Annotated in this window: 17 protein-coding genes; 10 read left to right on the top strand and 7 right to left on the bottom strand. The window is 44.8% G+C overall.

Annotated features, from left to right (window positions below; translation table 11 throughout):
- Window positions 1-29 precede the first annotated feature (29 nt).
- The gene (locus PQ469_RS29915; RefSeq protein ID WP_274210935.1) at window positions 30-2,120 is read left to right on the top strand and encodes a PAS domain S-box protein; all 2,091 of its coding nucleotides are present in this window, start codon (window positions 30-32) and stop codon (window positions 2,118-2,120) included.
- A gap of 139 nt (window positions 2,121-2,259) precedes the next feature.
- Here the strand turns inward: PQ469_RS29915 and PQ469_RS29910 are convergent, their stop codons facing one another.
- The 3 genes from PQ469_RS29910 to PQ469_RS29900 all read right to left on the bottom strand — a co-directional run bounded on the left by PQ469_RS29910 (window position 2,260) and on the right by PQ469_RS29900 (window position 7,631).
- On the bottom strand, window positions 2,260-4,530 hold the full coding sequence (locus tag PQ469_RS29910) for a Tex family protein (protein WP_274210934.1): 2,271 nt from the start codon (window positions 4,528-4,530) through the stop codon (window positions 2,260-2,262).
- Window positions 4,531-4,671: 141 nt separating this feature from the next.
- A complete protein-coding gene (locus PQ469_RS29905; RefSeq protein ID WP_274210932.1) occupies window positions 4,672-5,448 on the bottom strand; it encodes a GDSL-type esterase/lipase family protein in 777 nt (258 codons plus the stop codon).
- 65 nt (window positions 5,449-5,513) lie between these two features.
- A complete protein-coding gene (locus PQ469_RS29900; protein ID WP_274210931.1) occupies window positions 5,514-7,631 on the bottom strand; it encodes a prolyl oligopeptidase family serine peptidase in 2,118 nt (705 codons plus the stop codon).
- 329 nt (window positions 7,632-7,960) lie between these two features.
- Between PQ469_RS29900 and PQ469_RS29895 the strand changes: the two genes are divergently transcribed.
- A complete protein-coding gene (locus PQ469_RS29895) occupies window positions 7,961-8,713 on the top strand; it encodes a hypothetical protein (RefSeq protein ID WP_274210930.1) in 753 nt (250 codons plus the stop codon).
- A gap of 167 nt (window positions 8,714-8,880) precedes the next feature.
- Here PQ469_RS29895 and PQ469_RS29890 read toward each other — a convergent pair whose 3' ends face one another.
- Complete coding sequence (locus tag PQ469_RS29890; RefSeq protein WP_274210929.1) at window positions 8,881-9,246, bottom strand: SnoaL-like domain-containing protein; 366 nt, start codon at window positions 9,244-9,246, stop codon at window positions 8,881-8,883.
- A gap of 94 nt (window positions 9,247-9,340) precedes the next feature.
- Between PQ469_RS29890 and PQ469_RS29885 the strand changes: the two genes are divergently transcribed.
- On the top strand, window positions 9,341-10,255 hold the full coding sequence (locus tag PQ469_RS29885) for an AraC family transcriptional regulator (RefSeq protein WP_274210928.1): 915 nt from the start codon (window positions 9,341-9,343) through the stop codon (window positions 10,253-10,255).
- Window positions 10,256-10,294: 39 nt separating this feature from the next.
- Here PQ469_RS29885 and PQ469_RS29880 read toward each other — a convergent pair whose 3' ends face one another.
- Both PQ469_RS29880 and PQ469_RS29875 read right to left on the bottom strand, forming a co-directional pair.
- Window positions 10,295-10,639, bottom strand: a complete 345-nt coding sequence (locus tag PQ469_RS29880; protein WP_274210927.1) for a hypothetical protein — start codon at window positions 10,637-10,639, stop codon at window positions 10,295-10,297.
- 195 nt (window positions 10,640-10,834) lie between these two features.
- The gene (locus PQ469_RS29875) at window positions 10,835-11,059 is read right to left on the bottom strand and encodes a hypothetical protein (RefSeq protein ID WP_274210926.1); all 225 of its coding nucleotides are present in this window, start codon (window positions 11,057-11,059) and stop codon (window positions 10,835-10,837) included.
- 233 nt (window positions 11,060-11,292) lie between these two features.
- Between PQ469_RS29875 and prfA the strand changes: the two genes are divergently transcribed.
- On the top strand, window positions 11,293-12,366 hold the full coding sequence (gene prfA, locus PQ469_RS29870) for a peptide chain release factor 1 (RefSeq protein ID WP_090651454.1): 1,074 nt from the start codon (window positions 11,293-11,295) through the stop codon (window positions 12,364-12,366).
- A gap of 134 nt (window positions 12,367-12,500) precedes the next feature.
- Window positions 12,501-13,196, top strand: coding sequence for a molybdopterin-dependent oxidoreductase (locus PQ469_RS29865; RefSeq protein ID WP_274210924.1), 696 nt, complete (start codon window positions 12,501-12,503; stop codon window positions 13,194-13,196).
- A gap of 57 nt (window positions 13,197-13,253) precedes the next feature.
- Here PQ469_RS29865 and PQ469_RS29860 read toward each other — a convergent pair whose 3' ends face one another.
- Entirely contained in the window at window positions 13,254-13,772 is a 519-nt protein-coding gene (locus PQ469_RS29860; RefSeq protein ID WP_274210923.1) for a hypothetical protein, read from the bottom strand.
- 191 nt (window positions 13,773-13,963) lie between these two features.
- Here PQ469_RS29860 and PQ469_RS29855 point away from each other — a divergent pair, with 191 nt between their 5' ends.
- From PQ469_RS29855 to PQ469_RS29835, 5 genes are all read left to right on the top strand, one after another.
- Window positions 13,964-15,508, top strand: a complete 1,545-nt coding sequence (locus PQ469_RS29855) for a tetratricopeptide repeat protein (RefSeq protein ID WP_274210922.1) — start codon at window positions 13,964-13,966, stop codon at window positions 15,506-15,508.
- Between the two features lie 197 nt (window positions 15,509-15,705).
- Entirely contained in the window at window positions 15,706-16,104 is a 399-nt protein-coding gene (locus tag PQ469_RS29850; RefSeq protein WP_274210921.1) for a hypothetical protein, read from the top strand.
- Between the two features lie 116 nt (window positions 16,105-16,220).
- Window positions 16,221-17,360 carry an efflux RND transporter periplasmic adaptor subunit gene (locus tag PQ469_RS29845; protein ID WP_274210920.1) on the top strand — a complete coding sequence of 380 codons (1,140 nt, stop codon included), beginning with the start codon at window positions 16,221-16,223 and terminating at the stop codon, window positions 17,358-17,360.
- A gap of 147 nt (window positions 17,361-17,507) precedes the next feature.
- The gene (locus tag PQ469_RS29840) at window positions 17,508-20,672 is read left to right on the top strand and encodes an efflux RND transporter permease subunit (RefSeq protein ID WP_274210919.1); all 3,165 of its coding nucleotides are present in this window, start codon (window positions 17,508-17,510) and stop codon (window positions 20,670-20,672) included.
- Window positions 20,672-22,132 (top strand): TolC family protein, encoded by a 1,461-nt coding sequence (locus PQ469_RS29835; RefSeq protein WP_274210918.1) that lies wholly within the window; start codon window positions 20,672-20,674, stop codon window positions 22,130-22,132. The genes PQ469_RS29840 and PQ469_RS29835 overlap by 1 nt, the downstream gene beginning before the upstream one ends.
- The last annotated feature ends 39 nt before the right edge of the window (window positions 22,133-22,171 follow it).

The raw sequence follows: 22,171 nt of genomic DNA, 5'->3' as shown, positions 1-22,171 counted from the left end.
TTATACAATAAGCCGGGACCAAATCAAGCATGCCAATTAACATCACCGCTCCCACAACCGATTGTATAATTATTTTTGATACCGATGAAGAGAGATACCTTTTCATTAGCCCCGCTATAATTAATATTTTAGGAATTACCGCTTCCCAACTGCTTGGCAACAACAGGGTATGGCCGGACATGATAAGCGAAACGCAGCGAGAAGACATGGAAACTGCGGTTGCCAGCCTGGGTATAAATGAATATGTTGAACTAAATTACCTTATAAACACACCGCAAAACACAACCAGGGCCATTATTGATAAAAAGAGCCTGGTAGTTGACGAGGCTACCAATCATAAATTTTTAGTAAGCACAATTAGCGTAAAAACGCAGCTTACCACCAGCGATGCCACAGAAGATAGCCTTTTTAGCGATTTGTTTTACAAAAACTCCAACCCGGTGTGGATTGTTGATATACAAACACTACGCTTTGTAAAAGTTAACCATGCTGCTACGGTGCATTACGGCTACACCGAAGATGAGTTTTTATTATTGACACTAAGTGATATCCGCCCGGCGGACGAAATCGGGAGCTTAAAAACATATTTAAGTAACAATGAGAATTTTGAGATAAGCGCCGGGGATTTCAACCCCGCAGGTATATGGAAGCATTCAAATAAACAAGGCGAAATTATTTATGCCGACGTTAACTGGTTTGGTATAAAATATAATGGGCGCAATTGTATTTTATCAATTGCTACCGATGTTACCGCCAAGCTGCAATACCAGGATGAAGCCAGGCGCCGCGAGCAGTTTTTAAGCTCGCTAATTGATTCGCAAACTAATTTTTTGATACGGATAGATATTAAAGGGCGTTTTAGTTTTGTTAACAAACAGTTTTTAAAAACCTTTGGCTACAAAGCAAACGAACTGATAGGGCAGCATTTTGCAATTACCACTATACCCCAGGAACTGCACTTGTGCGAAGAGGCCTTTGTTACCTGTGTGAGCAACCCCGGCAAAATTGTAAAATTACTGCACAAAAAACCTGATGTATGGGGCGGTGTTCATGATACCGATTGGGAGTTTATATCTATTACTGACGATAGCGGCCAGGTGTGCGAAGTGCAGGGAATAGGCCAGGATATTACCTCCAAACTTAAAATTGAACAGGAAATAAAGGAAGCCGCTGAAAAGCTGGATGCTTTTATTGAAAGTATAACCGATTCTTTTTTTATTATTGATAATGAATGGCGGTTTGTTAAGGTAAACTCGGCATTTGAAAAAATGACCAATACCCCGCGGGAGGAAATGTTGGGCAATGTAATTTGGGATGTATATCCCGAAATTATGGATTCGGGCTTTGGTAAGGCATATTATGAGATGATTGAAAAGCGCGAGAGCGTAAAGTTTACCGAATATTTTGAACCGATTGACAGATGGCTAAGCACATCGGCCTACCCATCTGCTGAAGGCATTACCATATACATTAAAGATATTAGTGATGAGCGCCGGGCCCAGGAAGAAGCTCATTGGACAAAAACAAGCCTGGAGGCCCTGATAAACAACACGCATGACCACATTTGGTCGGTTGATAGGGAGATGCGCTATGTATATATGAATGATGCCTACATCAGGGAGACAACACATTTAACCGGCGTTGAACCTATGGCAGGGGAGCATTCATACCTCAATAAAGGATATAGCGAAGAGATACACAAGAAGTGGATTGATTATTACTCGCGGGCCTTACTTGGCGAACAATACACCATCACTAATGAAAGCATAGACCGGGAAACTACAACGCCGCTATATTTTGAGGTAAGCTTTAACCCCATTTATACGCAGCAGGGCGATATCATTGGCGTTGGTTGTTTTGCCCGCGATATTACCCGGCGCCTTAAAATTGAACAGGAACTGATTGATCAAAACGAACGCTTACGGAATATCGCCTCGCTCAGCTCGCATGAAATAAGGCGGCCCGTGGCCAGCATGATGGGCCTGATCAGCATTATGGATAAAGAAAACTTTTTTAACCCCGAAAACGAACAGATTATCCAGCACCTGTTCACTGTTAGTGCCGAAATTGATGACGTTATACGCTTAATTGTGGATAACACATTTACCAGCCATCGCTAAGTTCTTGAACTGAAGTGCCATAGACCGGTTAGTTCAAACACGGCAAACTCGCTGATGGCTACTCGTAGCAGCTCCCTCTACTGTTTTTTGCCTTACAAGCCCTTTTTGCCATCGCGAAACGGCAAAAAGGAGGACTGCTTTACATAAATTTATTTTTTAATGCCGCCAGTTTTATGGCGATGTCTGTCTCGGGCGCTTCCTGTGGTTTCCTGTTGAAATTGGGTTTGTTGTTTCCGCCGGCAGGCCTTCTGTCATCATTCCGTCTTGCGGTTGGCTCGCTTTTATCGTTTTCTTTCATCGATAAGGCAATCCGCTTGCGGTTAACATCAACCTCGGTTACGGTTACCTCTACTTTCTGGTGAACTTTCAATACTTCGTTAGGATCTTTAATAAATCGGTTAGTAATCTGGCTCAGGTGTACCAACCCATCCTGGTGCACGCCGATATCAACAAAGGCGCCAAAGTTGGTTATGTTAGTGACAATGCCGGGCAGCTTCATGCCCACTTTAAGGTCGCCAATTGCATTTACACCATCGGTAAAGCTAAAGGCTTCAAACTGTTCACGCGGGTCGCGGCCTGGTTTGGCCAGTTCGGCCATGATATCGTTCAGCGTGGGTAGGCCTACCGTTTCCGACGTGTACTTTTGCAGCGGAATACTTCTGCGGATGGCGGCATCGCCCATCAAATCTTTCACGGTGCACTTCATGTCCTTAGCAATTTGCTCCAGCAAGCTATATCGCTCGGGGTGTACCGCGCTCGAATCCAGCGGGTTTTCGGCATGGTGGATGCGCAGGAAACCTGCCGCTTGTTCAAATGCTTTTTCGCCCAGGCGGGGCACTTTTTTAAGCTGATCGCGGCGTTTAAAAGCCCCGTGCTGATCGCGGTAATCCACAATGTTTTGCGCCAGCTGCGGACCCAGGCCCGACACGTAGGCTAAAATTTGTTTTGATGCCGTGTTCAGCTCTACGCCAACCGCATTTACGCAACTCATTACGGTATCATCCAGCGAGGTTTGCAGCTTGTTCTGGTCCACATCGTGCTGGTATTGGCCTACACCAATTGATTTTGGGTCGATTTTTACCAACTCGGCCAACGGATCCATCAAACGGCGGCCTATAGATACGGCGCCCCTTACGGTAATATCTTTATCCGGAAACTCTTCCCTGGCTACATCGGATGCGGAGTAGATAGAAGCACCACTTTCGTTCACCATTACAATAGCAACGCCGGGCAGGTTAAGGTTACGAACAAATAATTCGGTTTCACGACCGGCAGTACCGTTGCCTATGGCAATGGCTTCAATCTTATACCTATCAAATAAATGCTGAATGGTCTTCTCTGCCTCGCGCGCCTGTCCGGCCCCGGTGTGTGGGTAAATGGCGGTATTCTCCAATAATTTACCCTGTTCATCCAAACAAACCAGCTTACAGCCGGTGCGGAAACCAGGGTCGATAGCCATAACCCGCTTTTGGCCAAGCGGAGCGCTTAAAAGCAACTGACGGGCATTTTCGGCAAATACGCGGATAGCTTCTTCATCGGCTTTCTTTTTGGTAAACAGGCGTACCTCTGTTTCCATTGATGGCTTCAGCAGGCGTTTGTAGCCATCGGCAATGGCTTGTCTCACCTGGTCGGCAGACGGATTGTTAGCCTTCACAAAGCTGTCTTCCAGCGCAGCAATAGCTTCTTCTTCGGCCGGTTTTATATCCAGCCAAAGAATTTCCTCTTTTTCGCCGCGGCGCATGGCCAATATGCGATGCGATGGGGCCGACTTTACCGGTTCAGTCCAGTCAAAATAATCTTTATACTTAATGCCTTCCAACTCTTTACCATCAATCACTTTTGATTGAAAAGTGCCTTTCTCTATAAAAAGCTCGCGGATGCGGGTACGTACTTCAGCATTTTCGCTAATGGTTTCGGCAATAATGTCCCTTGCGCCCGCCAATGCTTCCTCAATGCTGCTAACGCCTCTTTCGGCATCAATAAAAATAGCGGCCTCTGTTTGCACATCGGCTTTGCGTTGTTCCAGCAGCAAATCGGCCAGGGGTTGTAAACCTTTCTCGCGGGCCGCGGTAGCGCGGGTTTTGCGTTTGGGGCGGTAGGGCAGGTAGATATCCTCCAGCGAAACCATGGTTTCGGCTTCGTTTATTTGTTTTTCCAGTTCGGGCGTTAGTTTGCCCATATCGGTAAGCGATTTCAGGATAGCTTCCCGGCGTTTATCCAGGTCGCGCAGTTGTTGGGCGCGGTCGCGTATCTCGGCCACCTGAACTTCATCCAGCGTGCCGGTAACCTCTTTACGGTAACGGGAAATAAATGGTACTGTTGCTCCTTCATCAAGTAATGCCATTGTTGCACTTACCTGTTTTTCGGATATGGAAAGCTCTGAAGCTATTTTTTTAGAATGCGATATCATACATCAAATTTCGGACTGCGAAGTTGAGAGAATAGCCTTACAATTCAAAAAAAGATTGTTAACAAATAGGGGAAAGGTTAAGGGTGAAAGGTAAAAGGCAGCCGGTAAAGAGAGACTTCCGCGAAACCTTTTTTATCATACCTATTCCTCAAAGTTTTTCCGTACTACTTTTTCAATCGCCTTGCCCCAAAATTCGCCCAGAACGATGGCTCCCGCTTTATTGGGATGCAGGTAAAATATACCTTGCCTGCCATTTTCGGGTATCAGCAGCGTAAGGTGATGTTTCTTAAAATATTTGAATGCTTTTTTATCGCCGGTAAAAACGTGTTTAGGGTTAATGGTGGCGTAGCTTTGGGTAAGGCTATCTAATTTAGGCGCATAACTTTGCAATCTCGATAGCCCCTCCTGCAGGTATTTTGCCCCGTTTTGGGTGTTAGGGCTGTACCAGATGGGGTGCTGCAATATAACGACAGCCGCCGGGAAATCTGCAAGCAATTTATCGATAATGGTTTTTACATTCTGGATGTAATCGCCCGCAGATACAGGCGCACCATGCGGCCCCTGGATGGCGCTATCATTAGTACCCAGCTTAACCGAAAATATCAGTAACGCGTTTTTATCAGTAAATGCACCGGCTGCTTCTTCCACTTTGGTGAAGGTGTTGGTACCAGGTAAAAAATCAAGGGTGGTGTAGCCGCTATGGCCCTGGTTGCTAAACTCAACGGTGCCAAAGTTTTTTTGTTGGCGCAGATACGCAATAGTTGTTGCCGGCGGGGCATCTTCAGGCGTAGCCAGCTGAACGCCCTGTGTTATACTGTTACCAATAAATATAATGTTAAGGTTGGGCTTTTTATCCTGCGCAAACGCGCATGTAATGCCTGTTAAAATTAATACAAAAGCTAAACCAAATCTATTCATGTTACCCAACAACTAAAATGCTTTTCATATCAAACTCTTCACCAATAAACCAATGAACAAGTGAACTAATGAACCCCCATATTCCAAAACATAAAGGCCCATTTATCAACCTGGCCGCTTATTACCTGGGCGGTGGATTGGCCTGCGCCATGACCGGCGTTGGTTTCAATGCGAATAAGTACCGGCTCGGCGCCTTTTTGGTACTCCTGTAGCCGCGAACCAAACTTAAAGGAATGAGCAGGTACAACGCGGTCGTCATGGTCGGCTGTGGTAACCATTGTTGCCGGGTATTCACGCGGTGTAAGGGCATGGTATGGCGAGTATTTGTACAGGTATTCAAACATTTCCTTCGAATCTTCTGCTGTGCCATAATCATAGCTCCAGCCCGCTCCGGCTGTAAACTTATTGTAACGCAGCATATCCATAACGCCTACGGCCGGGAATGCTACCTTAAACAAATCAGGCCGCTGGGTAAGCATTGCGCCGATGAGCAGGCCTCCATTTGAACCGCCGGATACCGCCAGGTGCTCTTTAGACGTGTATTTGTTTTTTATAAGGTATTCGGCAGCGGCAATAAAATCGTCAAAAACGTTTTGTTTTTTCATTTTGATACCCTTTTTATGCCAGGTTTCGCCGTACTCGCCGCCGCCGCGCAAATTTGGCACAGCGTAAATGCCGCCATGTTCTAAAAGTATAATGTTCGATGTGCTGAATGCCGGTGTTAAACTCACTCCGAAACCGCCGTAGGCATATAACATTAAAGGGTTCTGGCCATTTAGCACCATACCTTTTTTATAGGTGATAATCATCGGGATTTTGGTTTTATCCTTCGACGCGTAAAACACCTGTTTCGATTCGTACTGTTCGGGATCAAACTGCACGCCCGATTTTTTGTAAATACTTGATTGCCCGGTGGCTATATCCAGCTTAAAAATAGTTGGCGGGTATATGTAGCTGGTAAAAGTATAATAGGTTTCCTTTTCTTCTTTTTTGGCGGCAAAGCCACCCGCAGTTCCAACTGATGGGAGGGTGATGGTTCGTTCCAGCTTGCCATCCATGCTGTACTGTTGCACAAAAGAGGTGGCATCTTTAAGGTATTCGGCAAAAATTTTGCCCCCGGCGGTACTGGCTGATAACACATTTTTGGTTTCGGGTATCAAATCTTTCCAATGGGTTATGCCGGGCGTTGCGGCATCAACGGTAACTATTTTAAAATTTGGCGAATAAATGTTGGTTAGGATATACAGCTTGCTGCCCACATTGTCCAATACACTGTGCTGGTTGTCAAAATTATCAACAACGGTAACTATAGGGCTACCGGCCTTACTCAAATCCTGGATGTACAACTCATTGCCGGTGGTTGATGTGGCTGCGGTTATCACCAAAAAGCGTTCGTCTTCGGTAAGGTAAGCGCCAATGTAACGGCGTTTGGTTTTTTCGCCTCCAAATATCAGCTTATCGGTACTTTGCGGCGTGCCCAGTTTGTGGTAAAATAATTTATGGTACTGCGTTAAGCCCGACAGCTGGCTGCCGGCTTTAGGCTTATCATAGCTGCTGTAATAAAAGCCATCGGTACCTTTCCAGGCAAGGCCGCTAAATTTTACATCGATAAGGGTATCGCCAACCACACTTTTGTCGCTGGTTTTTATCACAATAACCTTGCGCCAGTCTGATCCGCCTTCCGAGATCTGGTAGGCCGCCAGGTCGCCGTCTTTGGTAAAATCGATACCCTGTAAAGATGTAGTTCCATCGGCCGAAAATTTATTGGGATCTAAAAACACCTCGGGCTTGCCGCTATCGCCAATTTGCCTGTATAAAACCGCCTGGCTTTGCAGGCCGTCGTTTTTATAAAAATAAGTGTACTGTCCCTCTTTAAATGGAGCGCTGTATTTCTCGTAATTCCACAATGTTTCAAGGCGTTTGCGGATGTCTTCACGATAGGGTATCTGTTTCAGGTAATCCTGTGTAACTTTATTTTCTTCTTTTACCCAGGCCTTTGTATCCGGAGCCTGGTCGTTTTCCAGCCAGCGGTAGGGGTCGGGCACCGGGGTACCAAAGTATGTATCAACGGTATCAACCTTTTTTGTTTTGGGGTATGGTAGTGTTTTAATAGTCATTTGTTGCGCGTGGGAATAGCTGTAAAATAAAACAGCTAATGCAAGTAAGCAGGGTGTTCTTTTCATCTCCATTTAAATTACAGGGAACTAAAGATAGTAATTTGCACAACACGGGCACAAATGATTTAGGCCATTAAAGGTTAAAAGTTGTTAATTTTGCCCTTTGCTGCTGTTTAATTGACCGGGGCAAGCTATATTAGCGCCCTGTAACTAAAAGCGACTGTAGCCGTTGCCTTAACCGCGTTTGCGCAGATATGGCATGTATATTATCTGCTGAGGCCTGTTTTTTTAACATAAGCGCCGTTAGCGATAATAATGCATTTTTTTAGGCGTTTGCTAAACCAAATAAGCAAGGTTTTGGCAAACCAGATTTATTTTATTAGGACTATTACAACATGAAACAAACTTTTACATTATTGGCTGCAGCTTTTTTTATGCTGATGGCATTTAAATCAAAGGCGCAGGATGTGCAGGATGACGAAACGGTTTCCGAAAAATCTAAAAGTTATTTAAGCCTGGGATTTGGCCAGTCGAGGCCTTATGGCGATTTTAAATCAACTGATTACAGCAACAACAAATCGGGTTTTGCAAAAAAGGGTTTAGTATATTCTTTAGATGGTGCACATTACTTTTTCAAGCGCGCAGCATTGGGATATACCGTAACTTACCAGGACCAGGGTAACCTTGTTTATGATGACGATCAAAAGATTTCGCAGGGTTATACAGATAGCTACGTAGCCGATGGATCGATAGTTACTGCCAACAAACGCTACCGCAGCCTTAACATATTATTAGGCCCACAATACACCGTTGTATGGCATGCATTTTCGTTCGACTTCAGGGCATCAGCCGGTGCCATCAAAAGCATTGCCACACCTACCGTTGCTGTGCAGATACAGGGTGTTGACGCGCAAAGCGGCGAGTTTTTGCAACACAGTTCAACAAAATTTGCTTTTGCCTACGGAGGCAGCGCGGCTATCCGCTTAAATACCGGCGCAGGATGGGGCCTGTTCCTGAAAGCTAATTATGTTAACTCCGCCGGGCCAAAAATCACTTATACCGACCGTACGCTGGTACTTGGCCGTACGGTTACTAACCAGGCTATGACCGAGGGACAGGCCATTTTTGGTTTATATAAAGAGTTTTAAAAATAGATTCAAGAGGTTAGAGTCAAGAATCAAGACAGAATATTAAGAAGAGCCAAGAATCAACACAGAATAAAAAATAAAAAAGGGATGTTTCATTAGTTTGAGACATCCCTTTTTTATTTAAAACTCAAATGTGGCTGGCGGCCTGGCGCGGATAATATGGCGATTTAATAGAAAAACGTTTCGGTTATTATCTTATCGTCTTTTACACCAAAAACGGCTATCTCTGCTAATTGTAGCCTTTGGCCATTTTTCAGCGTCATATCCCGGCCCATGGCCGTGCTAAAAAAGTTGCCGCCCACCACCGGCCGGCTGCAAAAAAAGCTGTGTACTTCGGCTATAAGTTCCTGCCTGGCTTTTGATTTTGCCAAAACAGCCTCAATACCCATAGTAATGGTGGGCACGCCCATTGCCAAAGCGTGTTCCGGTTCGGTACAAACAATGTCGGCACTATACAACTGTTGGTAAATTTCTGTTACTTTCCGTTGTTGAAAAAGTTCATTGTAGCAATCCGCTAATTCCTGTGTTGTCATTTTTTTCTGATTTTGATAATACAAAATTAACCCGCCGAATAATACTAAAAGTATTAAATAGTGCTATATATTTGCTTAATCGTATCAATTTACAATGGACGCTTTAAGTACAATATTAGATGCAACCAGCCTGCGGAGTGTTGTTTACAGCAAAATCCCGCTTTCGGCCCCATGGGGGCTGGATATTATTAAAGACGATAATTCGCAATTCTGGCGGTTGGTGAGCGGCAGTTGCAGCATTGGCACACCCGACGGCCGTATCATAGAAATGGACGAAGGCGACCTTGTATTTGTGCCTCATGGCAGCGCCCATTGGATAGCCGATAAACCTACAAGTTTGCGTATCCCGTCGCCGGAATTTGTGAAGGCCCGCAGAGCGGGTATACCTGTTTTTAATACAGGGGGCGATGTAACCACCCTAATAGCGGGCCATTTTGAATTTGATTACCGGGCCCTACATCCCTTTTTAAAAGATTTGCCGGCGGTTATCCATATCAGGCAATATGTAACCGAAAATCAACTGCTGGTAAAGCAGGTTGCACAGTTAATGCTGAACGAACTCAATAACGAAAAACCGGGGAGCAGGGTAATGCTAAAGTGCTTATCCGAAATTATGTTCGTGAATATCATCAGGGCGTATTTAGAACAGGACGCGCCCCAAAGTGGTTTTCTTTCGGCATTAAACAACCCGAGGATCAGCAAGGCGCTGACACTAATGCAGGACTCGCCTCAAAACAATTGGACGCTGGATTCTCTTGCACAGGAGGTGGGGATGTCGCGGTCCGTTTTCTTTAACCAATTTAAAAAATTAGTGTACGAAACGCCGCTAAGCTACCTTACCAACTGGCGCATAAGGCAAGCTCAAAAGTTGTTACTGATGGATAAGAACAATGTGGCCCAAATAGCGGCAAACGTGGGTTATCAATCAGAAGCGGCCTTTAACCGTATATTTAAATTAAAAACCGGGCAAACGCCTGCAGCCTACCGAAGAAATAAGCTTAACCGGTAATTTTTTCCGCATGCTTTTTTTTAACTCTTGATTCTTGCACTAATGCACTTCAAATTGTTCCGCGCGGCTAACTACTACTTCGGGTTGATCTTTAAACATTTCGAAAACGCCGGTAACACAAATCGCTTTGCGTTTAATATTAGGGAGGTCTAAGGTCACCTTATTCCCCTTTATGGCGATGGTGTATTTTTGATGCGGATAGATACCGCCCATGTTAATCAGGGTAAGTGTATCGCTTACTATTTTGAGCGAGTAAACGGTATCGCATAACGTGCCGGTTTTGCCCAGACCTGCCTTAAAATCGGCAGCGTTGAATTTATTTTGCGCTTTTACCGTGCCTGCTAACGCAGTTGCCATCAAAGCGGTTAATATCAGTTTTTTCATATAAACACTAATTTCACGAATGTTTCGAAATAGCACGAATACCAACCTGGCGATTTAAAATTAAGGACACTAATTTCACAAACAGGGGCCAAATCAAAATTTGTGAAATTCGATACAATTGCTAAACACCCTGCAAGTATTCGTTCTTATTTAAATTCGATCTTATTGGTGAAGCACCTGCAGTAATTCGAATGCTTATTCTTCTTCGTCCTCATCAACGTCGGGCGTTAAGCCGTCTTCTACATTTAAGGTAAATGCCGATTCGGATGCACGGGTGGCAGCTTCTAAAGCAGCAATATCTGCAACGTCTTTATCTAAACGTTCGTTACCGGTGTCCTGGCCTTCGTTTTGTTCGTATTCGTTGCCTGGATCTTTTTCGTCCTGGTTATCATCAAGGTTGGGGTTTTCTGGAAGTGGCATAATGTGGTTGTTTTTTATTGAGTAACAGCTTTAACCCTTATTAGGTTTTAAATTAAAGTTACATAAATAGCGGCCAAAACAACTTACAATCCGCTGAAATAATATATCCCCGAAAATACGTATTTTTGTGCGTTTTTTGAAGCAAGCCTGTAAACCGACCGAAACGTAACGCCTTTTGTAGCCGGACCATCATCAAGCAAAGCTGCTTTGATTAGCTTTTGAATACACCGAATATGTTAGAGAAATTAGAACTGATATTTCAACGCTGGAAAACCGTTGAAGGCGAATTAAGCAATCCTGAAGTAATGCAGGATATGAAACGCTATGCCCAGCTGAATAAAGAATATAAAGACCTTGCTAAAATTGTTGACGAGTATAACATATACCGTAACATTATGAGCAATATTGATAGCAATAAAGAGATTTTGGCTACCGAAAAAGACGAAGAGTTTCGTGAAATGGCCAAAATGGAACTGGATGAGTTATTGGGCAAACAGGAAGAGATGGAAGAATCCATCCGCCTGATGCTGATCCCTAAAGATCCTGAAGATAGCAAAAACGCAATGGTAGAAATTCGTGGCGGTACCGGTGGCGACGAAGCTGCTTTATTTGCCGGCGACCTTTACCGCATGTACATGCGCTATTGCGAAAAACGCGGCTGGAAAACCGAACTGGTTGATTATACCGAAGGCACCAGCGGCGGCTACAAGGAAATTGTATTTAACGTAATAGCCGAAGACGCCTACGGTACCCTAAAATATGAATCGGGCGTACATCGGGTTCAACGCGTTCCTGATACTGAAACCCAGGGCAGGGTACACACTTCGGCCGCATCGGTTGTGGTATTGCCCGAGGTTGATGAGTTTGATATCGACCTGCAGGTTAGCGATATCCGCAAGGATTTGTTCTGCGCATCGGGCCCGGGCGGTCAATCGGTAAATACTACCTACTCGGCCGTAAGGTTAACCCACTTGCCTACCGGTATTGTGGCGCAGTGCCAGGACCAAAAATCGCAATTAAAAAACTACGATAAAGCATTACAGGTATTACGCTCACGCGTGTACGAAATGGAGCTGCAAAAGCACCTGGAAGAAACATCCAAAAAGCGCAAAACCATGGTATCAACCGGCGACAGGTCGGCCAAGGTACGTACCTACAACTACCCGCAGGGCCGCTTAACAGAGCACCGCATCGGGCTTACCATATACAACCTGCCCGGCGTATTAAACGGCGACTTACAGGAGATAATGGAAGCTTTACAGTTTGCAGAAAATGCCGAGAAACTGAAAGAAGGAACCGTAGTTTAAGGTTAAAGGAGAAAGGTCAAAGGCAAAAGGTTTGCCTTACATCATATCAAAAGGCTTTTAGCAATATGCTAAAGGCCTTTCTTTTTTTGTTGAACCTTTTGGGCTTTTCGCTATCTTTAGTAAACACTACAACTATGGACGAACCAGAAAAACTCGATCGTATTATTGAGGCCCGCATGAAGCTTAAAGCCCGGTTTGAGGAAAAGATGAAGCTTACCCCATCGGTAGCCGACGACAAACCCCGCGGTACCGGCGCACCAAACAGGCATGGCATGCCGGCTATCCCCATAGGTCAAACGGTTACTGTTAAATGGCCTGTGCTTGATTTGGGGTACCAACCCAATATACCAACCGAAAAATGGAGGCTGACTATTGATGGCGCAGTTGACAACCCGGTTAAGCTTACCTGGAAACAGTTTTTAGATTTACCCCAAACCAAAGACACCTCCGATTTTCATTGTGTAACCACCTGGTCAAAATTAAATATGCCATGGAAGGGTGTAAGCCTGCTTGATATTGCAGCATTGGTGCACCCTAAAGAAAATGCCACGCATATTATGTGCTACGGATACGATACGTATAGCACAAATATATCTTTGGAAGAAGCCCTTAAACCTGATGTTTTATTGGTGCATACTTTTGAGGGCCAGCCCTTGCCGATAGAACACGGAGGCCCGGTACGCATGATTACACCCCAGCTTTATGCCTGGAAGGGCTCAAAGTGGATAAAACGAATTGAGTTTTTAACCGAAAACAAATTAGGTTTCTGGGAAGATCGCGGCTATTCAAACACGGCCTATCCCTGGCGAAACGACAGGTATAGCGATTAGCAAAAAGCTAACATTTTGCCAAATCGCTTTCGGCCTTGTGCTTTTTGCTTTAAGCTTCTACGGTTTAGCTGTAATTTTTGCCGATTGCTCCAACTCACTGCTTACCGAATCGTCAAAATACAGGCGATAAATTACCCATTCGTTTTTAGGCTTGTAAAACATAAATGTAAACCGCAGCGGTTGGTTTTGATGTTTTACCAGGTAGCTGTATAATATAAGGCTATTGGATGCTTTGCGCTGAACGATCAGATCTTTGCCAGTATAAGCGCCGATAAGGCTTCGGGTAGTATCTATTTTTGAAATAAGCTTAACCAGGCTGTTGGAGTCAATAAGCGGATTGGTTTTAAATATATCAATCATCGCTTTTGTGGTGCTCTCTTTATCGTAACTCCTGAAAAACTTTTCTATAAGAGTTGTGGGCGCTATAATTCCTGCTGCTGTTGGTGTTTTCGCGGCAGCTTCAGGTTTTGCTGTTGTAGCTGCAGGTTTGGTTTGTGCTGATAAATTGCTGCCGATAGCGCCTGCAAACACAATTAAAACTATAAGCCTTATGGCTTTAAAACGGGAGTTGAGCATACTGTTGGTATTTGTGTGCCTAAAATAGGTATTTTATGTATAAAGGCGTCAATTGGCAAGTATAAAGTTTCCTGTGAATTGATCGCAATACCATTTACTCAACTTTTTAACTTATTGCTTTACTATTTTATTTAACAATAAGCTCTTAATAGTTATATTGGAGGGCCATTACTTATTACAATTGAATATAAATGAAAAAGTACCTATTTGTTTTATCGTTGCTGGCTTTAACATTTGCTACCGGTGATGTTTTTGCACAGAAAACAACAGACTATCAGGCAATAGCCGATTCGCTTTATGATAGTAAAGACTATAGAAAAGCGCTGGAGAATTACACCAGAGCCATTAATATGAACCCTAAAAGCAAGCAGAAGCTCGTTGCCTTGCTTGATAAAAAGGCCCAAGCAGAAAACGATTTAAAATTGTATGCCGAAGCCATCAAAGATGAGACTGCGGCAATTTTAGCCGATCCCAATTTTGGCGATGCGTATTGGAACAGGGCGATTGCCTATGGAAGCACAGGAGAGTATCAGAAAGCCATCGCCGATTATAACAAAGCCGTCCCTTTTAACGCTGGCAATAACGAAAACCTGTCTACACTATATGACAATATCGCACTTAACGAGCGAAAAATAAAGCAATATAAACAGGCCATAGAGCACGGCACTAAGGCAATATCCCTTAACAGCCAAAACGGAGACGCATATTGGAACAGGGCCGCCGCACACGGCCAGAATGGAGATTACCAACAGGCTGTTGATGATTATACAACCGCCATGTACTTCAATCAAGAAGACCTGAAAGAGCTTTCCAATCTGTACCAGTTTAGGGGACGCAATAAAAGAAACCTAAAGCAATATAAAGACGCAATTAATGATTACAATACATCAGTAAAGTTAAATCCTGATAATGGCGATGCGTATTGGGACAGGGGACTTGTTTATCAACGCAACGGCGATTATCTGTTATCGGCTAATGATTTTACAAAAGCTATGGAATTTTACCAGGAAGACAAGCAGAACCTGGCTATACTTTATGATAACAGGGCAGGTGATGAAATAGCGCTGAGACTACCCGAGAAAGCAATTGCCGACATTACCCGCGCCATTAGCCTTGACCCTGAACGAGGGCACCTATATTGGAGCCGCGCAAACTTTTACACCCAAAACGGTGAATGCAAACAGGCAATTGCAGATTATACAAAAACAATCGACTATTACAAGGATGATAACAAAGCACAGGCTATCCTGCATTATGATATTGCAACTAATCTTTATATTTTAAAAGACGATCCAAAGGTGATAGACGAATGCGCCAAAGCGATTTCTTTAGACCCTAATTTTGGCGAGTCTTATTTTTTGAGAGGCAAGGTTTACCTAAAAAGACTTGTCAATAAAGACCTGGCTATGAAGGATTTTAACCGGGCAATCGCGCTGGATACCACAAAAGCATCCGTTGGTTACATTTTTTCGCAGTTTTATATTGGCCAAACCGACCTGGCCCTTAGTCTTTTACAGCAATTGGTATTACAAACGCCCAATCCTGATGATGTACTTACTCACTATTACAATATTGCCTGCATGTTTTCGATTATGAACAAACCCGACGAAGCTAATATCTACCTGAAAAAAGCGATTGACTCGGGCTACCCCAAAAAGTTTGCTGCAAACGACGAAGATTTTGATAACATCCGTAAAACGGCTGATTACCTGGCCATCATGGCCGATACAAAGTAAGTATGCTACTCAATAGTATGGCTGTTTTATAGTGAGTGAGGCTGAATTGGGGTACAATAGTTGTAAAAAGCACAATTCATTGTCATCAAAAAGCTAAAATGCTAACAATCAAGCCAAAAAATTCAAAATAAATTCATTTTACATGCAATAAAATACAAAATCATTTGAAAAAAGAATAATTATGTGCTAAATTCGCAATGATGGCACTCACAAAAAAAATATTCTTTGTATTATTTTTTTTCCAGCTTTCTATAGCTGCGGCTGCCAATGCGGATACAATTTTAAAACATTATAACCGCTGGGGTTCAACAGCCGACGATATCTCCAGGCTGCACCACAACCTCATTAACATTGCCCAACAACAGGAACTAAGCGACGACTCGCCCGAATCGGGCAACAACCCGGGTAACCATGCCGGTGTTTACGTAAGGTTTGTCCATGTCCGTACAAACAATTCGGCAATTTTGCAGCCGGCCAATCAATCGTTGCCCGGCATAATTACAAACTTTATAAAGCAGGAACCCAAGCAAAACATTGTCAGGGAAGCCTTTCTTCCGGCATATTATAGCTTCCTGTTCCGGCTAAGTCCCTTCTGATCTTTTTTCTGATGCAATGCCCCACCGCGGTGCATGATAACCTCTATTTAAAAGAATTAATAACATAGCCATTTTGGTACGTGAACGTTACCACTATGCTTAACGCTATCAGAAAAATGAAAACAGTTAAAGCAATACTGCCCTTACTGGCAATAATAACAGCTATATACGTCACGGGTTGCTCCTCCAAAGCACAAACCACCCAAGACGAAGCCACCGATACCCTACAACTACCTGTACTTACATTAGCCACGCGTGATACGGTTATCCAAAAGCCTTATGTTGCCGATATCCAGGCATTAAAAAACATTGATATCCGTTCGCGCGTTCGTGGTTTTTTGGAAAAAATTTTTATCGACGAAGGCGCATCGGTGCAAAAAGGCCAGCTGCTTTTTAAACTCAACGACCAGGAGTTTAAGGTAAACCTCACCAAGGCCAAAGCAGCCCTAAGTAATGCTGTTGCCGCCGCCAAGGCGACCGCCCTGGAGGTTGACCGTGTTAAAATGCTGGTTGATAAAAAAGTGATCTCCAAATCGGAACTGGACGTGGCCGAATCAAAGCTTAGCGCGGATAAGGCAACCATTGAAGAGGCCCGTTCCATGGTGCAAAGCGCCGAAGACCAGCTGGCCTATACCTACATCCACGCACCGTTTGATGGCATTGTGGATAGGATTCCTCTTAAATCGGGCAGTTTGATTGATGAGGGCACGCTGCTCACCAGCTTGTCTGATATCAGTTCGATGTACGCGTACTTCAGTTTCCCCGAAAATGAATACCTGCAATACGTTCGTAAACGCAAAACCGCGCCGGGCAAAACAAGCGACAAGGTGCGGCTGGTACTGGCCGATGGCCTCGACTTTCCGTACGAGGGCGATATTGAAACTGTTGAAGCAGAAATTGAACAAAAAACCGGTTCTATTAATTTCAGGGCTCGCTTTCCCAACCCGCAAAAGCTTCTGAAGCATGGCGCCACCGGCAAGCTATTTATATCAACCAAGGCCGATAACGTGGTTATGGTGCCACAACAATCGGTATTTGATATCCAGGATAAAAGCTATGTTTATTTAGTTGATAAAAACAACCAGCTGCATATGCGTGCTTTTGTACCGCAAACCCGTTTTTCTAACTACTATATCGTAAAAGATGGCTTAAAGCCCGGCGACAAAATACTGCTGGAGGGCACCCAGAATGTACGCGACGGAATGATCATTAAACCAAGAAAACTCAGCAGGGATTCGCTGCTTGCTATGAAGTAGTTTTTCAAGTCTTTAGTCTTAAGTAGCGGGCCTGAAGTTTTATACGCGAAGCTTTAAGCCTGAAACTATGGCCATGGGCTTTTTTGACTCAAAACTTAAGACTTAGAACTCAAGACTTAGTTTATTGTATACAAACCCTCACTCGCTATGTTCGAAACATTTATAAAGCGACCGGTGCTGTCGCTTGTGATATCTTTAATAATTACCCTGCTGGGCGTGCTGGCATTAATTACTTTGCCGGTTACCCAGTTCCCTGATATTGTGCCCCCATCGGTAACCGTTACCGCCAACTATACCGGTGCGAACGCCGAGGTTTGCGCTAAGGCCGTGGCTACACCGCTTGAACGCGCCATTAACGGTGTGCCGGGCATGACTTATATGACCACCGTTTGCAGCAACGACGGGCTTACGGTGATACAGATTTATTTTAACGTTGGGGTCGATCCCGACCAGGCTGCGGTAAACGTACAAGGCCGTGTTGCCACTATTATTGACGAGATGCCCGAAGAGGTGATTAAAGCCGGGGTAACTACCGAAAAAGAGGTGAACAGTATGCTGATGTACCTGAACATCATCAGCGAAGACCCCGGCATGGACGAGAAATTCATCTACAACTTTACCGACATCAACGTACTGCAGGAACTTAAACGTATTGACGGCGTTGGCCGTGCCGAAATTATGGGTGCCAAAGAATACTCTATGCGGGTTTGGTTAAAGCCCGATAGGATGATGGCTTACAAGGTATCTACCGATGATGTAATTGATGCTATCCGCGCGCAAAACGTGGAAGCAGCGCCGGGTAAAACCGGGCAAAGCTCAGATAAATCGCCTCAAATGCTGCAATATGTTTTGCGCTATCCGGGCAAGTTTTTTGAACCCAAGCAATATGAAAACATTGTTATCCGCGCCGAAGAAGGCGGCTCTGTATTAAAACTGAAAGAAATTGCCGATGTTGAATTTGGCTCGCTTACCTACAGCATGGTATCCAATACCGATGGTAAGCCATCAGCATCTATCATGATAAAACAACGCCCTGGCTCAAACGCGCGGGATGTTATCAACAACATTAAAACCCGCATGGCCGAGCTTAAGAAAAGCTCGTTCCCGGCCGGTATGAGTTTTAATGTAAATTATGATGTATCCCGTTTTCTGGATGCTTCTATCCACGAAGTGTTGCGCACTTTGGTAGAGGCTTTTGTACTGGTATTTATTGTAGTGTTCATTTTCCTGCAGGATTTCCGGTCAACATTAATACCTGCTTTGGCTGTACCCGTGGCGCTAATTGGTTCGTTGTTTTTTATGCAGCTGCTGGGCTTTTCCATCAACCTGCTTACACTATTTGCGCTGGTACTGGCTATTGGTATTGTGGTTGATAACGCCATTGTGGTGGTTGAGGCCGTGCACGTAAAAATGACCGAAGAGCACATGAACGCTATGGATGCCACCATACAGGCCATGAAAGAGATCAGCGGGGCTATTGTAGCCATTACGCTGGTTATGTCGGCAGTATTTGTGCCGGTAGCGTTCATGTCGGGGCCGGTTGGGGTATTTTATCGCCAGTTTTCGCTTACGCTGGCCATCTCAATTGTGATATCAGGCGTGAATGCTTTAACACTTACCCCCGCACTTTGCGCCATTATGCTAAAGCATAACCCCGTGCCTAAAAAGAAAAGCCTAACCCAACGCTTTTTTACCGGCTTTAATAAACGCTATGATGGCCTGCAAAACAAGTACTCGGGCTTCATGACCTTCCTGTCGCCACGCAAAGGAATAACTATTGCCTTGCTGATGGGCTTTTTTGTGCTTACCTGGGGCACCAGCGCTATATTACCAACAGGCTTTATCCCTACCGAAGATCAGGGGATGATTTACGTAAACGTAACCACACCAGCCGGCGCAACAGTTGAGCGTACCGAGCAGGTTTTAAAAGAGATAGCAAGTAAAACCAAAAGCATCAAGGCAATTGAGTCGGTATCCACTTTATCGGGGTATAGCTTGGTAAACGAAATTGCGGGTGCATCCTACGGCATGGCCATGATTAATCTGAAACCATGGGATGAGCGCAAGGAATCGTTAGAAGATATTATTGCCACGCTGACAGCAAAAACCAAAAACATAGGCGATGCATCAATCCAGTATTTTCCGCCGCCAACGGTTCCGGGCTTTGGTAACTCCAGCGGTTTCGAGATCAGGGTGCTTGACCGTTCCGGCCAGGGCGATCTGCAAAAAGCCGCCAAAGTAACCAAGGATTTTGTAGATGCGCTAAATGCATCGCCCGAAATTTCGGGCGCGTTTACCAGTTTCGATCCCAACTTTCCGCAGTACATGATCTCTGTGGATCAGCAAACAGCGGCTCAAAAGGGAATTACGGTTGATAAAGCAATGTCCACCCTGCAAACCTTAATGGGTAGCTTTTACGCGTCCAACTTTATCCGCTTCGGGCAAATGTATAAAGTGATGGTGCAGGCCGCGCCCGAGTACCGCGCCCGGCCCGAGGACGTTTTAAACCTGCAGGTTAAAAACGACAAGGGCGAAATGGTGCCTTTTTCAACTTTTATTAAAATGGAAAAAGTTTTCGGCCCCGAGCAGCTTACCCGCTACAACATGTATACATCGGCCATGGTTACCGGCGATGCGGCTAAAGGTTTCAGCAGCGGCGATGCTAATGCCGCTATTGAACGCATAGCCAAACAAAAGCTACCCAAAGGCTATACCTTTGAATGGTCGGGGATGACGAGGGAACAGATCTTATCGGGCAACCAGGCTATTTACATTTTTATCATCTGCTTAATATTTGTTTACCTGTTGCTGGCCGCGCAGTACGAAAGTTTTTTGCTGCCGCTGCCGGTTATCTTATCATTACCTACAGGTATTTTCGGAGCGTTTTTCTTTTTAAAGATATGCGGATTAGAAAACAATATCTACGCCCAGGTAGCCCTGGTAATGCTGATAGGCTTGCTGGGTAAAAACGCCATCCTGATAGTAGAATTTGCCATCCAGCGGCAAAAAGAGGGACTACCGATAGTTAAAGCCGCTATTGAAGGCGCAGTATCCCGCTTACGGCCCATCCTGATGACGTCGCTGGCATTTATTGCCGGCTTAATTCCATTATGTATTGCCGATGGCGCAGGGGCAATGGGCAACCGGTCGATAGGTACTGCGGCGGCAGGAGGAATGCTGATGGGCACCCTCTTCGGTGTAATATTAATACCCGGCCTGTATGTAATATTTGCCGGATTAGCAGCGCGTAAACATAAAACGCCCGAAGAGCCGCTTACCGAAATGCGCCATGAAATGGAAATTGTTAACTAATGAAAAAGCTACCGATGCTAAAAAAAGCAAATTTATATATCCTGAATACCGCGTTTTTATTGATTTTAACGGCAGGCTGCAAAACGTATAAGCCAGTTACAGGTTCAGATGCGGCCGCTAATTTACCCGGAACCTTTGGCAGCAGCAATGATACTACAACCATAGCCGCCTTACCCATCAACCAGTTTTTTACCGATCAAAAACTCATCAGCCTTATTGATACCGCGCTAAAAGCCAGCCCGGATATCCTTACAGCGTTGCAGCGGGTAGAAGCGTCGCGCGCCAACCTCAGGTTTAGCGCGTCGAAATTATTGCCAACAGTTAACATCGCAGCCAATGTCGGGCTGGAAAAATATGGTGATTATACACAGAACGGCGTGGGTAATTACGATACCAATTTTTCGCAAAACATTAACGGCAACCAGCACATCCCCAACCCAACGCCCAATTATTTCCTGGGCTTTCAAAGCTCCTGGGAAGTTGACCTGTGGGGTAAATTAGGTAACCAAAAAAAGGCTGCCTTTGCCCGTTTCCTGGCCAGCCAAAGCGGGTATCGGCTAATTACAACCCAGCTTACGGCACAAATAGCCGGGCTGTATTACCAGTTGCTTGCGCTCGATGCAGAGTTGGCTATCATCAAAAAAAACATAGCACTGCAGGATAACGCGCTGGAAATAGTAAAAATTCAAAAACTGGGCGGCCGGGCTACCGAGCTTGCCGTACAACAATTTGAGGCCCAATTGGCGCGGACCAAAGGCCTGCAATACACAACCCTGCAGCAAATAACCGAAACCGAAAACCAGCTCAATTTTTTATCGGGTAGTTTTAAAGGAAAAATCACAAGGGATACGTCTATCATGAAAATCGCCTTGCCGGTAATTATTGGAGCGGGCGTGCCGTCACAGTTATTACTTAACCGTCCTGATATCCGCGCTGCCGAGCTGGAACTAACGGCCATGAATGCCGATATTAAAACGGCCAGGGCCAGCTTTTTCCCTACACTTACCTTAACGCCATACGCGGGCTATAACAGCTTTAACGCGGGTTTGCTATTTAACCCCGGCTCGTTTACCTATGGGTTGATTGGCGGGCTTACAGCGCCTGTATTCAACCGCAAGGGCATAAAGGCGGAATATGAACGTACCATCGCCGAAGAAAAGATAGCGGTTTATAATTACCAGAAAACTATCCTATCGGGTTTCCAGGAGGTTAATAATAACCTGAGTGGCATCAGCAATTACAAACAGGCCTTTGAATTTAAACAACGGGAGTTGCAAGCGCTCAATAACGCCCTATCGGTAGCCAATGATCTTTACCTGGTTGGCCGCGCCAATTACCTGGAGATTATTACAGCCCAACGCAGTGTACTGGATGCCGAACTGGAACTAACCAACATTAAGCGAAATATATTTCTAAGCTCGGTGAATTTGTACCAGGCGGTAGGTGGAGGGTGGCGGTAGGCTATTTAGCTGTGTAAATTGCGTTGAGGTGAAAAACTA

Origin of the sequence: Mucilaginibacter sp. KACC 22773, from assembly GCF_028736215.1 — a bacterium.
Classification (GTDB): Bacteria; Bacteroidota; Bacteroidia; order Sphingobacteriales; family Sphingobacteriaceae; genus Mucilaginibacter.
Note: the sequence above shows the minus strand (reverse complement) of the source record. Positions and strands in the feature narration are given on the sequence as shown.

What these genes read in the sequence shown, in the direction of transcription:
- PQ469_RS29855 (WP_274210922.1), top strand. Translation starts at nt 13,964, where the DNA reads ATGAAAAAGTACCTATTTGTTTTATCGTTGCTGGCTTTAACATTTGCT.
- PQ469_RS29910 (WP_274210934.1), bottom strand. Translation starts at nt 4,530, where the DNA reads ATGATATCGCATTCTAAAAAAATAGCTTCAGAGCTTTCCATATCCGAA.
- PQ469_RS29840 (WP_274210919.1), top strand. Translation starts at nt 17,508, where the DNA reads ATGTTCGAAACATTTATAAAGCGACCGGTGCTGTCGCTTGTGATATCT.
- PQ469_RS29875 (WP_274210926.1), bottom strand. Translation starts at nt 11,059, where the DNA reads ATGCCACTTCCAGAAAACCCCAACCTTGATGATAACCAGGACGAAAAA.
- PQ469_RS29860 (WP_274210923.1), bottom strand. Translation starts at nt 13,772, where the DNA reads ATGCTCAACTCCCGTTTTAAAGCCATAAGGCTTATAGTTTTAATTGTG.
- PQ469_RS29885 (WP_274210928.1), top strand. Translation starts at nt 9,341, where the DNA reads ATGGACGCTTTAAGTACAATATTAGATGCAACCAGCCTGCGGAGTGTT.
- PQ469_RS29895 (WP_274210930.1), top strand. Translation starts at nt 7,961, where the DNA reads ATGAAACAAACTTTTACATTATTGGCTGCAGCTTTTTTTATGCTGATG.
- PQ469_RS29880 (WP_274210927.1), bottom strand. Translation starts at nt 10,639, where the DNA reads ATGAAAAAACTGATATTAACCGCTTTGATGGCAACTGCGTTAGCAGGC.
- PQ469_RS29845 (WP_274210920.1), top strand. Translation starts at nt 16,221, where the DNA reads ATGAAAACAGTTAAAGCAATACTGCCCTTACTGGCAATAATAACAGCT.
- PQ469_RS29835 (WP_274210918.1), top strand. Translation starts at nt 20,672, where the DNA reads ATGAAAAAGCTACCGATGCTAAAAAAAGCAAATTTATATATCCTGAAT.
- PQ469_RS29865 (WP_274210924.1), top strand. Translation starts at nt 12,501, where the DNA reads ATGGACGAACCAGAAAAACTCGATCGTATTATTGAGGCCCGCATGAAG.
- PQ469_RS29915 (WP_274210935.1), top strand. Translation starts at nt 30, where the DNA reads ATGCCAATTAACATCACCGCTCCCACAACCGATTGTATAATTATTTTT.
- PQ469_RS29900 (WP_274210931.1), bottom strand. Translation starts at nt 7,631, where the DNA reads ATGAAAAGAACACCCTGCTTACTTGCATTAGCTGTTTTATTTTACAGC.
- PQ469_RS29850 (WP_274210921.1), top strand. Translation starts at nt 15,706, where the DNA reads ATGATGGCACTCACAAAAAAAATATTCTTTGTATTATTTTTTTTCCAG.
- PQ469_RS29890 (WP_274210929.1), bottom strand. Translation starts at nt 9,246, where the DNA reads ATGACAACACAGGAATTAGCGGATTGCTACAATGAACTTTTTCAACAA.
- PQ469_RS29905 (WP_274210932.1), bottom strand. Translation starts at nt 5,448, where the DNA reads ATGAATAGATTTGGTTTAGCTTTTGTATTAATTTTAACAGGCATTACA.
- prfA (WP_090651454.1), top strand. Translation starts at nt 11,293, where the DNA reads ATGTTAGAGAAATTAGAACTGATATTTCAACGCTGGAAAACCGTTGAA.